This window comes from Sphingomonas cellulosilytica (assembly GCF_052321755.1).
In the GTDB taxonomy this organism is placed as follows: domain Bacteria; phylum Pseudomonadota; class Alphaproteobacteria; order Sphingomonadales; family Sphingomonadaceae; genus Sphingomonas.
On the sequence record NZ_JBQRTT010000004.1, the window covers coordinates 316,231 to 328,277 of the forward strand.

A 12,047-nucleotide genomic window follows, 5' to 3' on the forward strand; every position below is an offset into this window, starting at 1 on the left:
TCCCGATCGATCGCCCGCGGGTTTCGGCGCTCGCCCGGTCGATGACAAGAGGCATCATGCCGCAGCCGTGACGATTGATGGATGCGCCGCGCGCCCCATATAGTGTAGCAAAGCCGCCCCGTTCGACGCGGCACCGGAGTATCCATGACCACATTCCCCGTTCTGCCGCTGCGCGATATCGTCGTCTTCCCGCATATGATCGTGCCGCTGTTCGTCGGGCGCGACAAATCGGTGGCGGCGCTGGAAGCGGCGATGGGCGCCGACAAGGAGATCTTCCTCGTCGCGCAGCTCGACCCGGCCGAGGACGATCCCGGCCGCGAAGACCTGTACGAGGTCGGCGTCACCGCCACCGTGCTGCAATTGCTGAAGCTGCCCGACGGCACCGTGCGCGTGCTGGTCGAGGGCAAAGCGCGCGCGCGCCTGGGCGAGCTGACGGAAGCCGACGGCTATCTGCATGCCACCGTCGAGATGCTGGAAGAGCGCGAGGCGGAGGGGATCGAGGTCGACGCGCTGATGCGCTCGGCAGTCGACCAGTTCGAAACCTATGCCAAGCTCAACAAGAAGCTGCCGGCCGAAACCGCGCAGCAGCTGGGCGAGATCGTCAAGGCCTCCAAGCTGGGCGATGCGATCATGGCCAACATCCAGGTGAAGGTCGCCGACAAGCAGGCGCTGCTGGTCGAGCTCGACCCCGTAAAGCGGCTGGAGATGGCCTATGCGCTGATGGAGGGCGAACTCGGCGTCCTGCACGTCGAGAAGAAGATCAAGAGCCGCGTCAAGCGCCAGATGGAAAAGACGCAGCGCGAATATTACCTCAACGAACAGCTCAAGGCGATCCAGCGCGAGCTGGGCAACAGCGACGACGAGAGCGACGGCGACGAGATCGCCGAACTGACGCAGAAGATCGCAGGCCTGAAGCTTTCGAAGGAAGCGCGCACCAAGGCGACCGCCGAGCTCAAGAAACTGAAGACCATGGCGCCGATGAGCGCCGAGGCGACGGTGGTGCGCAACTACCTCGACGTGCTGCTCGGCTTGCCGTGGGGCAAGAAGAGCAAGATCAAGAAGGATATCGCGGCAGCGCAGGCGGTGCTCGACGAGGACCATTATGCGCTGGAGAAGGTGAAGGACCGGATCGTCGAATATCTCGGCGTGCAGGCGCGCACCAACAAGCTGAAGGGGCCGATCCTGTGCCTCGTCGGCCCGCCGGGCGTCGGCAAGACCAGCCTCGGCAAGTCGATCGCGAAGGCCACGGGGCGCGAGTTCATCCGCCAGAGCCTCGGCGGCGTGCGCGACGAGGCCGAGATCCGCGGTCACCGCCGGACGTACATCGGCTCGCTGCCCGGCAAGATCGTCACCAACCTCAAGAAGGCCGGGACCAGCAATCCGCTGTTCCTGCTCGATGAGATCGACAAGCTCGGCCAGGATTTCCGCGGCGATCCGGCGTCGGCGCTGCTCGAGGTGCTCGACCCCGAACAGAACGGCAAGTTCAACGATCACTATCTCGAAATCGATATCGACCTCAGCGACGTGATGTTCGTCTGCACGGCGAACACGCTGAACCTGCCGCAGCCGCTGCTCGACCGCATGGAGATCATCCGGCTGGAGGGCTATACCGAGGATGAAAAGGTCGAGATCGCCGAGCGGCACCTCGTCGCCAAGCAGGTCGAGGCGCATGGCCTGAAGGACGGCGAGTTCACGCTGACCGATGCCGGCCTGCGGGCGCTGATCCAGCGCTACACCCGCGAGGCGGGCGTGCGCACGCTGGAGCGCGAGATCGCCAAGCTGGCGCGCAAGGCGCTGCGCCAGATCCTGGAGGGCAAGGCGACCAGCGTGACGATCACGCCCGACAACCTCCACGAGTTCGCCGGCGTGCAGAAGTATCGCCACGGGCTCAGCGAGACCGAGCATCAGATCGGCGCGGTGACCGGCCTCGCCTGGACCGAGGTCGGCGGCGAACTGCTGACGATCGAGAGCGTCACCGTGCCGGGCAAGGGCGCGGTGAAGACGACCGGCAAGCTCGGCGACGTGATGAAGGAATCGGTGCAGGCCGCCTTCAGCTTCGTGCAGGCGCGCTCGCCCAGCTACGGGATCAAGCCGTCGCTGTTCCATCGCAAGGACATCCACATCCACCTGCCCGAAGGGGCGGTGCCCAAGGACGGGCCGTCGGCGGGTATCGGCCTCGTCACCTCGATCGTCTCGACGTTGACCGGCGTCGCGGTGAAGAAGGAAGTGGCGATGACCGGCGAGGTGACGCTGCGCGGCCGCGTGCTGCCGATCGGCGGGTTGAAGGAAAAGCTGCTCGCGGCGCTGCGCGGCGGCATCACCACGGTGCTCATCCCGCAGGAGAACGAGAAGGACCTCGCCGACATTCCGCAGAACATCAAGGACGGGCTGACCATCGTTCCGGTGTCCCATGTCGACGAGGTGCTGAAGCTCGCGCTGACCGAGCCGCTGGAGGCGATCGACTGGACCGACGCGGACGAACTCGCCGCATTGCCCCCGGCGGGGGTTGCGCCGGCGGGCGGCGAGTTGCATCACTGAGCCTTGGACTTCGGTCCGCTTGTTAACGTTTTGGAACCGCCGCGGCTGCCAAGGCCCGGCGGTATCCATTGACTCTGCCGCGCCTGATCGCCTTACTGGTCATTCTGGCGCGGCAACGATTCTCATAAGTTTATGAAGGGGGCAGCAATTCCATGAACAAGCAAGAGCTGATCGCCACGGTCGCCGACACCTCCGGCCTCGCCAAGGGCGATGCGATCAAGGCGGTGGAAGCGGTGTTCGACGCGATCTCGGCGAGCCTCAAGAAGGGCGACGAAGTGCGCCTGGTCGGGTTCGGCACCTTCTCGGTGTCCAAGCGCAAGGCGTCGACCGGCCGCAACCCGCGCACCGGCGAACCGATGACGATCAAGGCGTCCTCGCAGCCCAAGTTCAAGGCCGGCAAGGGCTTGAAGGATTCTGTGAACTGAGGGCTGGACAGGGGGCGCGGGGCTTCGTAAAGGCCCGCCTCCGAACAGTTTCAAACGGTTTCGGGCGCGTAGCTCAGCGGTAGAGCACACCCTTCACACGGGTGGGGTCACAGGTTCAATCCCTGTCGCGCCCACCATTATAGCCCGCGCGGTCGCACGACCGGCGCGGGCTTTTTGGTTCTGGCGTCCAGCGCTCACCCTCACCCTTCCGGCGCTTCGCGCCTCCCTCCCTCTCCCAATGGGAGAGGGAGAAAGACGCCGAAGGCGGCGAGAGGGTGAGGGTGGGCGCAGGACGGCCCGTTATTCCGGCGGCACGTCCACGGCCGGGTTCTCCCCCGTCGACAGCCCATGCCGCAGCAGCATCGGGATGTTCGCAAAGGCGAACAGCAGCGTCAGGGGGATCGCCCCCCACAGCTTGAAGCCGACCCAGAAGTCCCAGTTCGTCGTCCGCCACACGAGCTCGTTGAGCCCGGCCATGCCGGCGAAGAACACCGCCCAGTTGCGGGTCAGCTTGCGCCAGCCCTCAGCGGTCAGGCCGGGATATGCGGTGCCGAGCAGCCCTTGCAGCAGCGGGCGGCCGGTCAGCAGGCCGAAGGCGAGCACGACCGCGAACATCGCATAGACGAAGGTCGGCTTCATCTGGATGAACTTGGGGTCGTGGAAATAGACGGTGAGGCCGCCGAACACGACGACGAACCCACCCGAGATCCACAGCATCGGCGAGATCTGGCCGAGCTTCGCCCGGGACACGATCATCGCCGCGACCGTCGCGATGACGAAGGCGGTGGTGGCGACGATCACCTTGGCGATCACCAGCGCGCCGGCGCGATCGAGGTCGGAGAGGAAGCCGGTGCTCGCGCCGACGAGCCGCATGGCGAGCGCCGCGGGAAAGAGGAAGTTCACCGCGAAGAAGACGAGCAGGGGCCCGTATTCGACGCCCATGCGCAGGCCGGGGGACGATTTGTGGGTCATGCCATCACCTCGCGGCGGGTGCGAGGCCCGTTCACTTCCGCCCCCCGGTATCGACGCCGGCGATGATCCGGCTGACCTCGTGCGCATCGAAGGGGCGCAGGTCCGTCATCCCTTCGCCGACGCCGATCGCGTGGATCGGCAGGCCGTATTTCTCCGCCGCCGCGACCAGCACGCCGCCGCGCGCGGTGCCGTCGAGCTTGGTCATGACCAGGCCGGTGACGCCCGCCACCTCCTTGAACACCTCGATCTGGGACAGCGCGTTCTGGCCGGTGGTGGCGTCGAGCACCAGCACCACGTCGTGCGGGCTTGCCGGGTTGATCCGGCCGAGCACGCGGCGGATCTTGGCGAGTTCGTCCATCAGCTCGCGCTTGTTCTGCAGGCGCCCGGCGGTGTCGACGATCAGCACGTCGATGCCGGTTTCTGTCGCCTTCTTCACCGCATCCCACACCACGCCGGCGGCGTCGCCGCCCTCCGGCCCGGTGACGATCGGCACGCCGACCCGTTCCGCCCAGGTGGCGAGCTGGCCGATCGCCGCGGCGCGGAAGGTGTCGCCGGCGGCCAGCATCACGCCGTAATCCTGCTCCATCAAGAGGTGCGCGAGCTTGGCGATCGTGGTCGTCTTGCCCGATCCGTTGACGCCGATGACCAGGATCACCTGCGGCCGCGGAAAGGCTTCGACCGCGATCGGCTGCGCGACCTTCGCCAGCGCCTTCTCCACCTCCTCGGCGACGACCAGCCGGATGCCGAGTTCCTCCATGTTGCGCTCGAACGTCCCCTCCGCGAGCCGCGTGCGGATCTTGCCCGCGGTTTCGGGGCCGAGGTCGGAGGCGATCAGCGCCTCCTCGACCTCGTCGAGCGTCGCATCGTCGAGGCGCGCGCCGCCTAACCCGGCGAGATTGCCGACCAGCCGGTCCGAGGTCTTCTTGAACCCGCCGAGCAGCCGCTCGTGCCAGGTGGGAGTGGTGCTCATGCGATGGTACCTAACAGATGGGTGTCGGTGGCGGCGGTGATGCGGGCGGAGACGATCTGCCCCGATTGCCCGCTGGAGGAGAGGCGCACTTCGGCAAACGTATCGGCGTGGCCGCGGTCGCCGGGCCGTTCGACCAGCACCGCCTGCGTCGTGCCGACGAGCCCCCGAAGCCAGGCCGCCTTGCGGCGGGCGGCGGCGGTGCGCAGCCGCTCGGCACGGGTGCGGATGGTAGCGGCGTCGACCTGCGGCATGCGCGCGGCGGGCGTGCCGGCGCGGGGCGAATAGGGAAAGATGTGGGCATGGACGATGTCGGCATCGTCGATCAGCGCCAGCGTGTCGGCGAACATGGCCTCGTCCTCGGTCGGGAAGCCGGCGATCAGGTCGGCGCCGATGGCAATGTCCGGCCGCACCGCCTTGAGGCGGGCGACCGTCTCGATCGCCTGCGCGCGGCTGTGGCGGCGCTTCATCCGCTTGAGGATCATGTCGCTGCCCGCCTGGAAGGACAGATGGAGGTGCGGCATCACCCGCGGCTCGCCGGTGACGATGTCGGCCAGGCGGTCGTCGATCTCGATCGAATCGAGCGACGAGAGGCGGAGGCGGGCGAGGGCGGGGACGTGGCGCAGGATCCGTTCGACCAGCAGTCCGAGCGTCGGCGTGCCGGGCAGGTCGTGGCCATAGCTGGTGAGGTCGACGCCGGTCAGCACCACCTCGGCATGGCCGGCATCGACGAGTGCCGCGATCCGCTCCACCACCGCGCCGGCCGGCACCGATCGGCTCGGGCCGCGGCCGAAGGGGATGGCGCAGAAGGTGCAGCGATGGTCGCAGCCGTTCTGCACCTCGACGAAGGCGCGCGCGTGGCCGGCGAAGGCTTGGCCGGTGAAGAGGGGCGCGAGGTGCGGCGCGGTTTCGGTTAGCCGCATGATGTCGCCGACGACGATCGGTTCGGCGCTGGCCCACGCCTCCGGCAGCAGCTTCTCGCCGTTGCCGATGACGCGGGTGACCTCGGGCATCGCGGCGAAGCTTGCCGGGTCGATCTGCGCTGCGCAGCCGGTGACGACCAGTTCCGCATCCGGCCGCGCGCGGCGGGCGCGGCGGATCGCCTGGCGGGTCGCCTTTACCGCGGCATTAGTGACCGCGCAGGAATTGACCACCACCGTGTCGCGACCCGCGATCAGCGTGGCGATCGTCTCGCTCTCGGCGATGTTGAGGCGGCAGCCGAGGGAGATCACCTCTGGCGCGGAAGCATGCATGGCGCGGGATTTAGTCGCGGTGGCGGCCCAAGTCCATGTTCGAGCGAGTAGGGAGGCCGCCGCTGTATTCGTCATCCCGGCGAACGCCGGGACCCATGGACGCGCAACGCTGATGGTGGAGCGTAAAGAACGGCCGCCTCGTATCCATGGGGCCCGGCGTTCGCCGGGATGACGGGAAGGGGGGGGGCGGCGTCTCGCCCACTGCACTGCGCACCTTGCCTTTCCCGCCGCATTCCCGTAAGGCGCCCCCACGTTCCACCACGGAATGCGATCGAGGACGCGCCCACGGGTGCACGCTGGCCGGCGAGGTTTCGCCCGCCGGCGTCTTTTGCGTTGTGTGGCTTGAGTGAGGGTTTGAGGCGATGTTCGACAGTCTGAGCGACCGGCTTGGCGGCGTGTTCGACCGCCTGCGTGGCCGTGGTGCGCTGACCGAGGCCGATGTGCGGACCGCGATGCGCGAGGTGCGCGTCGCGCTGCTCGAGGCGGACGTGGCGCTGCCGGTGGCGCGCCAGTTCGTCGACAAGGTGACCGAGGAAGCGGTCGGCCAGAACGTGCTGCGCTCGGTCACGCCGGGGCAGCAGGTCATCAAGATCGTCAACGATGCGCTGGTCGAGATGCTCGGTGCCGATGCGTCGGAGCTGGAGCTGGCGGTGACGCCGCCCGCCGTCGTGATGATGGTCGGCCTGCAAGGCTCGGGCAAGACGACGACGACCGCCAAGATCGCCAAGCGCCTGAGTTCGGGTGGCGCCGGCCGTGACCGCAAGAAGGTGCTGATGGCGTCGCTCGACGTCAACCGCCCGGCGGCGCAGGAGCAGCTGGCGACGCTGGGCACGCAGATCGAGGTGGCGACGCTGCCGATCGTCGCGGGCCAGCAGCCGGTCGACATCGCCCGCCGCGCGCTCCAGGCGGCGAAGCTGCAGGGCTATGACGTCCTGATGCTCGACACCGCGGGCCGCCTGCACGTCGATCAGGCGTTGATGGACGAGATGAAGGCGGTGGCGGAGATCGCCACGCCGCAGGAGATCCTGCTCGTCGTCGACAGCCTGACCGGCCAGGACGCGGTGAACGTTGCGCAGAACTTCTCCGACCAGGTGCCGCTGACCGGCGTCGTGCTGACCCGCATGGATGGCGACGCGCGCGGCGGTGCGGCGCTGTCGATGCGCGCCGTCACCGGCAAGCCGATCAAGTTCGCCGGTACGGGCGAAAAGATGGATGCGCTGGAGGCCTTCCACCCCAGCCGCGTCGCCGGCCGCATCCTGGGCATGGGCGACGTCGTCAGCCTCGTCGAGCGCGCCGCGGAATCGATCCAGCAGGAAGATGCCGAGCGGATGACCGCGCGGCTCGCCAAGGGTCAGTTCGACATGAACGACCTGCGCGGGCAGCTGGCGCAGATGCGTCGCATGGGCGGCCTCGGCGCGCTCGCCGGCATGATGCCGGGGATGAAGAAGGCACAGGGTGCGCTCGCCCAGGCGGGCGGCGACAAGGTGCTCATCCACATGGATGCGATGATCGGATCGATGACCGTCAAGGAGCGGTCCAAGCCCGAACTCATCAACGCCAAGCGCAAGATCCGCATCGCCAAGGGATCGGGCACGACGGTGCAGGAGGTGAACAAGCTCCTGAAGATGCATCAGGAAATGTCCACCGCCATGAAGAAGATCAAGAAGATGGGCGGCCTCAAGGGCATGATGGCGATGCTGGGGAAGGGCGGCATGGGCGGCCTCGGCAACGCGCTCGGCGGCCAGGGCCTCGGCGACATGATGGAAAAGGCCGGCGGCGGCCTGCCCAAGGGGCTTCCCGGCCTCGGCGGCGGCCAGGATGGCATGCCCAAGCTGCCCCCCGGCTTCGAGAATATCCTGAAGAAGAAATAGTCCCGACCGTCATCCCGGTGCAGGCCGGGATCTCACGCGAGGGAATACGACACTAACCAGACCCCAGCCTTCGCTGGGGTGACGATCAGAAGGCAAGGAAACTACAATGGCACTCAGCATTCGCCTGTCGCGTGGCGGCTCCAAGAAGCGTCCCTATTACCGCATCGTCGTCGCCGATGCGCGCAGCCCGCGTGACGGCAAGTTCATCGAGAAGATCGGCAACTACAACCCGCTGCTCGCCAAGGACGCCGAGAACCGCATCGTGCTCGACGCCGAGCGCGCCAAGTACTGGCTGTCGAACGGCGCCCAGCCGACCGACCGTGTCGCCCGCTTCCTCGATCAGGCCGGCGTGCGTGAACGCGCGGCGCGCAGCAACCCCAACAAGGGCAAGCCGGGCGAGAAGGCGACCGAGCGCGCCGAAGAGCGTGCCGAGAAGCTGAAGGCGCAGGAAGAGGCCGCTGCAGCTGCCGCTGCCGCTCCGGCCGAAGAGGCACCGGCCGCGGAAGAGACCACCGAGGCCTAAGCATCGGATCGGGCCATGATGCGTTGATCGCCTTCACCAACGAAGGACCGAACGCATCATGGCCACCGAACCCGACCCCCGCACCGCTCCCGACGCCGTCGAGGAGAGTGCGAACGACGCCACCAACCAGGGCGTCTCCACCACCGAGCCTGCGGAAGGCGATGATGATGCCCCCACAGGAACCGACGGGTCACCCGATCGCGCGCAAGGCTGACGACACCATCACGCTGGCCGTGGTGATCGGCGCGCACGGCATCCACGGCCAGGTTCGCCTGAAGGTGTTCGCCGAGGATATCGCGACCTACAAAAGCTTCAACGGTGGTGCGCTGACGCTGAAATCGGCCCAGCCCGGCAGCAATGGTACGATCGCGCGCTTCGCTGAAGTCGCCGACCGTAATGCCGCCGAGGCGTTACGGGGGACCGAACTGACGGTGCCGCGATCGGTGCTGCCGCCGCTGGCGGACGGCGAATATTATCATGCCGACCTGATCGGGCTCGCTGCCGTGTCCAGTGATGACCAGCCGCTCGGCACCGTAGTGCTAATCGAGAACTTCGGCGCTGGCGACGTGATCGAGATCGAGCGGCCGGACGGCAAACGCTTCATGGTCCCGATGACGGTCGATGCTGTCCCGGCGTGGGATGGCGAACGCCTGATCGTGAACGCCGACTTCGTCGAATAGGAGGCGATCGGCCGACCGGCGCGTCAGCGTCGGATCGGCTGCCGCTCGCTGAGCAGGTTGCGGATCGTCGTCGCGGCGACGCCGGCCTCGCCCATCGCGTGGCTGATCTGGTCGAGCCCCTTCACCACGTCGCCAGCGGCGAACAGGCCGGGGATGCTGGTGCGCTGGTGATCGTCGACTTCCAGGCATCCCTCGTCGCTCGCGCGTGCGCCCGCGGCGACCGCAAGGTGCGAGCGGATGCGTGATCCGAGCGCAGGGTAGACGCTGTCGAAGGCCATCCGACCGCGCGCGGTGTCGAGCGCAAGCCGGTCGCCTTCGATCGCCCAGCCGCCGCAGGGCCCATCGACCCGGACGATGCCGGCTTCATCCAGCTTCGCCGCACACGCCCGGTCGAGCATATGCTCCGCATCAGGGGCGATCAGCGTGACGTCGCGGGTGTAGCCGCGCAGGAACAGCGCCTCGCGCATGCCATGGTCGCCGGTGCCGATCACGCCGACCCGCTTGTCGGTCACCTCATAGCCGTCGCAGATCGGGCAATAGCGGATCAGGCCGCGTTCCAGGGCCGGGTCATGCACCTCCGGCAGGATATGCGGCCGGTGGTTCACCACGCCGGTCGCGAGCAGGACGCTGCGGGCGCGATAGGTGCCGTGATCGGTGACGATGTGGAAATCCTGCCCGTCGCGCTCGATCGCCGTGACCTTCTTTTCCTCGCGATACGCCCCATACTTCTCGGCCTGGGCAAGCATCAGCCGGAGCAGGTCCTTGCCGGCGATGCCATCGGGATAGCCGGCATGGTTGCGCGTGCACGGGATCATCGCGGCGCGGCTCGATCCGCTATCGAACAGCCGAATGGAAAGATGGAAGCGCGCAAGATAGATCGCGGCGGTGAGGCCCGCCGGCCCGGCACCGATGATGATGCAATCGTCCAGCTCGCCTTGCACCGCTTCGTCCATGTATATACATCCCGTCTATACGGAGGCCGGCATGAGTAACGAATATCGCGCCAAGGTGTTCAAATCGGGAAACTCCGTCGCGCTGCGGCTGCCCAAGGCACTCGGCCTCAAGGACGGCGACGAGATGCTGCTGCGCGAGGAGCGAGGCAGCTTCACGGTTGAACCCGCGCCGGCGGTGCCGAAGAAGATCGACCTGACCGGCATCTATGGGTCATGTCCTGGCCTCAAGCCGGTCGATCGACTGGAAATGGCGCCGCGCGACCTGGACTGGAAGGGGACGCTGCTTCGCCGATGAACATGCCGCGCTTTCTCCTCGACACCAATATCCTCATCTATCTCGTCGCGGGAGAGAACGATGCCTTGCGCGATCGGGTCGAGGAGCATGAGCCGGGGGTAATCGTCACTTCGACGCTCTGCGTGGCCGAGGCGTTGTATGGCGTCACGGAGGACAAGCAGAAGGTCGCGCTCGGCCGCCTGCTGACGGCGATCGAACCGTTGCCTTTCGGCCTCCCGGAGGCACGGCGCTTTCCCGACGTACCGTTTCGGCGCGGTAAGCTCGATCGGTTTATCGCCTCGCATGCGCTGGCGACAGGGCTGACGATCGTCACCAACAACGAAAGCGATTTCGTCGACGTACCCGGTCTGGTGGTCGAGAACTGGACGCTGCCGGCATGAGCGGAACCTTCGCCGCCACCATCCTGACGCTCTACCCCGAGATGTTTCCCGGGCCGCTCGGCGTATCGCTGGCGGGGCGGGCACTGCGCGAGGGCGGCTGGTCGTGCGACGCCGTCCAGATCCGCGACTTCGCTACCGACCGGCATCGCTCGGTCGACGATACGCCGGCGGGCGGTGGCGCGGGGATGGTGCTGCGTGCGGACGTGCTTGCCGCAGCGGTGGACAGCGTCGCCGACGCGCGCCCGATCCTCGCGATGACGCCGCGCGGCCGGCCGCTGACGCAGGCGCGGGTGCGCAAACTGGCTGACGGGCCGGGTGTCATCGTGCTGTGCGGGCGGTTCGAGGGGTTCGACGAACGGCTGTTTGAGGGCCGCGATATCGAGCAGGTATCGATCGGCGACTATATCCTGTCGGGCGGCGAGATGGGCGCGCTGGTGCTGCTCGACGCTTGCATTCGGCTGCTGCCAGGCGTAATGGGCGCGGCTTCAAGCGGGGATGACGAGAGCTTCGAAACGGGGCTGCTCGAATATCCGCAATATACCCGCCCCTATGAATGGGAAGGGCGCACGATCCCCGAAGTGCTGCGATCGGGGGATCATGCGCGGATCGCGGCCTGGCGTATGGCGCAGGCCGAGACCGATACACGGCTACGGAGGCCGGACCTTTGGGAGCGCCACGAGGGCGCTCGGGTCCAACCTCCCTCTGGCGCGCGGCGAACGAAGGACTGACGTCAATGAACCTGATCCAGCAGCTCGAAGCCGAGCAGATCGCCAAGCTCACCGGCAATCGCCCGATCCCCGAATTCCGTCCCGGCGACACGCTGAAGGTCGGCGTGAAGGTGGTCGAAGGCGAGCGGACCCGCGTCCAGAACTACGAAGGCGTGTGCATCGCGCGTTCGAACAAGGGCATGGGATCGTCGTTCACGGTGCGCAAGATCAGCTTCGGCGAGGGCGTCGAGCGCGTCTTCCCGCTCTACTCGCCGAACATCGATTCGATCGAAGTGGTGCGCAAGGGCGCGGTGCGTCGCGCCAAGCTGTATTACCTGCGTGGCCGCACCGGCAAGTCGGCGCGTATCGCCGAGCGCCGCGACACGCGTCCGGCGAAGGGCACTGTCGCCGCCGAGTAATCCGGCACCGGCAACGGTACAGCGCAGGGCGCGGAAGGGATCACCTTCCGCGCCCTTTTTGCAT

At 67.2% G+C, this 12,047-nt stretch carries 14 protein-coding genes and 1 tRNA gene; 11 read left to right on the top strand and 4 right to left on the bottom strand.

Features of this window, described 5'->3' with window-relative positions:
- Positions 1 to 144: 144 nt before the first annotated feature.
- The 3 genes from lon to ACTZQ5_RS09000 all read left to right on the top strand — a co-directional run bounded on the left by lon (position 145) and on the right by ACTZQ5_RS09000 (position 3,100).
- Entirely contained in the window at positions 145 to 2,538 is a 2,394-nt protein-coding gene (lon, locus tag ACTZQ5_RS08990) for an endopeptidase La (protein ID WP_443584832.1), read from the top strand.
- Positions 2,539 to 2,690: 152 nt separating this feature from the next.
- The gene (locus ACTZQ5_RS08995; protein WP_163958216.1) at positions 2,691 to 2,963 is read left to right on the top strand and encodes an HU family DNA-binding protein; all 273 of its coding nucleotides are present in this window, start codon (positions 2,691 to 2,693) and stop codon (positions 2,961 to 2,963) included.
- A gap of 62 nt (positions 2,964 to 3,025) precedes the next feature.
- Positions 3,026 to 3,100, top strand: a tRNA-Val gene (locus ACTZQ5_RS09000).
- Positions 3,101 to 3,263: 163 nt separating this feature from the next.
- Here ACTZQ5_RS09000 and ACTZQ5_RS09005 read toward each other — a convergent pair.
- The 3 genes from ACTZQ5_RS09005 to mtaB are packed head-to-tail and all read right to left on the bottom strand — an operon-like array spanning position 3,264 to position 6,155.
- Positions 3,264 to 3,935: an inner membrane-spanning protein YciB gene (locus ACTZQ5_RS09005; protein WP_443584833.1), complete on the bottom strand. Its 672-nt coding sequence runs from the start codon at positions 3,933 to 3,935 to the stop codon at positions 3,264 to 3,266.
- Positions 3,936 to 3,966: 31 nt separating this feature from the next.
- Entirely contained in the window at positions 3,967 to 4,905 is a 939-nt protein-coding gene (gene ftsY, locus ACTZQ5_RS09010; protein ID WP_443584834.1) for a signal recognition particle-docking protein FtsY, read from the bottom strand.
- The gene (gene mtaB / locus ACTZQ5_RS09015; protein WP_443584835.1) at positions 4,902 to 6,155 is read right to left on the bottom strand and encodes a tRNA (N(6)-L-threonylcarbamoyladenosine(37)-C(2))-methylthiotransferase MtaB; all 1,254 of its coding nucleotides are present in this window, start codon (positions 6,153 to 6,155) and stop codon (positions 4,902 to 4,904) included. The genes ftsY and mtaB overlap by 4 nt, the downstream gene beginning before the upstream one ends.
- 362 nt (positions 6,156 to 6,517) lie before the next feature.
- Here mtaB and ffh point away from each other — a divergent pair, with 362 nt between their 5' ends.
- From ffh to rimM, 4 genes are all read left to right on the top strand, one after another.
- Positions 6,518 to 8,026: a signal recognition particle protein gene (gene ffh, locus ACTZQ5_RS09020; protein WP_443584836.1), complete on the top strand. Its 1,509-nt coding sequence runs from the start codon at positions 6,518 to 6,520 to the stop codon at positions 8,024 to 8,026.
- Between the two features lie 106 nt (positions 8,027 to 8,132).
- Positions 8,133 to 8,549 carry a 30S ribosomal protein S16 gene (gene rpsP, locus ACTZQ5_RS09025; protein ID WP_443584837.1) on the top strand — a complete coding sequence of 139 codons (417 nt, stop codon included), beginning with the start codon at positions 8,133 to 8,135 and terminating at the stop codon, positions 8,547 to 8,549.
- Between the two features lie 58 nt (positions 8,550 to 8,607).
- Entirely contained in the window at positions 8,608 to 8,763 is a 156-nt protein-coding gene (locus ACTZQ5_RS09030) for a hypothetical protein (RefSeq protein WP_443584838.1), read from the top strand.
- A complete protein-coding gene (gene rimM / locus ACTZQ5_RS09035) occupies positions 8,711 to 9,229 on the top strand; it encodes a ribosome maturation factor RimM (protein WP_443584839.1) in 519 nt (172 codons plus the stop codon). The genes ACTZQ5_RS09030 and rimM overlap by 53 nt, the downstream gene beginning before the upstream one ends.
- Before the next feature lie 23 nt (positions 9,230 to 9,252).
- On the opposite strand, the gene ACTZQ5_RS09040 is transcribed toward rimM, so the two are convergent.
- Positions 9,253 to 10,182, bottom strand: coding sequence for an NAD(P)/FAD-dependent oxidoreductase (locus ACTZQ5_RS09040; protein WP_443584840.1), 930 nt, complete (start codon positions 10,180 to 10,182; stop codon positions 9,253 to 9,255).
- 31 nt (positions 10,183 to 10,213) lie between these two features.
- Here ACTZQ5_RS09040 and ACTZQ5_RS09045 point away from each other — a divergent pair, with 31 nt between their 5' ends.
- From ACTZQ5_RS09045 to rplS, 4 genes are read left to right on the top strand one after another with little or no spacing between them, the layout of a single operon-like run.
- The gene (locus ACTZQ5_RS09045) at positions 10,214 to 10,477 is read left to right on the top strand and encodes an AbrB/MazE/SpoVT family DNA-binding domain-containing protein (protein WP_443584841.1); all 264 of its coding nucleotides are present in this window, start codon (positions 10,214 to 10,216) and stop codon (positions 10,475 to 10,477) included.
- Positions 10,474 to 10,857, top strand: coding sequence for a type II toxin-antitoxin system VapC family toxin (locus ACTZQ5_RS09050; protein WP_443584842.1), 384 nt, complete (start codon positions 10,474 to 10,476; stop codon positions 10,855 to 10,857). The genes ACTZQ5_RS09045 and ACTZQ5_RS09050 overlap by 4 nt, the downstream gene beginning before the upstream one ends.
- On the top strand, positions 10,854 to 11,585 hold the full coding sequence (gene trmD, locus ACTZQ5_RS09055; RefSeq protein ID WP_443584843.1) for a tRNA (guanosine(37)-N1)-methyltransferase TrmD: 732 nt from the start codon (positions 10,854 to 10,856) through the stop codon (positions 11,583 to 11,585). The genes ACTZQ5_RS09050 and trmD overlap by 4 nt, the downstream gene beginning before the upstream one ends.
- A 5-nt stretch (positions 11,586 to 11,590) precedes the next feature.
- The gene (gene rplS, locus ACTZQ5_RS09060; protein WP_443584844.1) at positions 11,591 to 11,983 is read left to right on the top strand and encodes a 50S ribosomal protein L19; all 393 of its coding nucleotides are present in this window, start codon (positions 11,591 to 11,593) and stop codon (positions 11,981 to 11,983) included.
- Positions 11,984 to 12,047 lie beyond the last annotated feature (64 nt).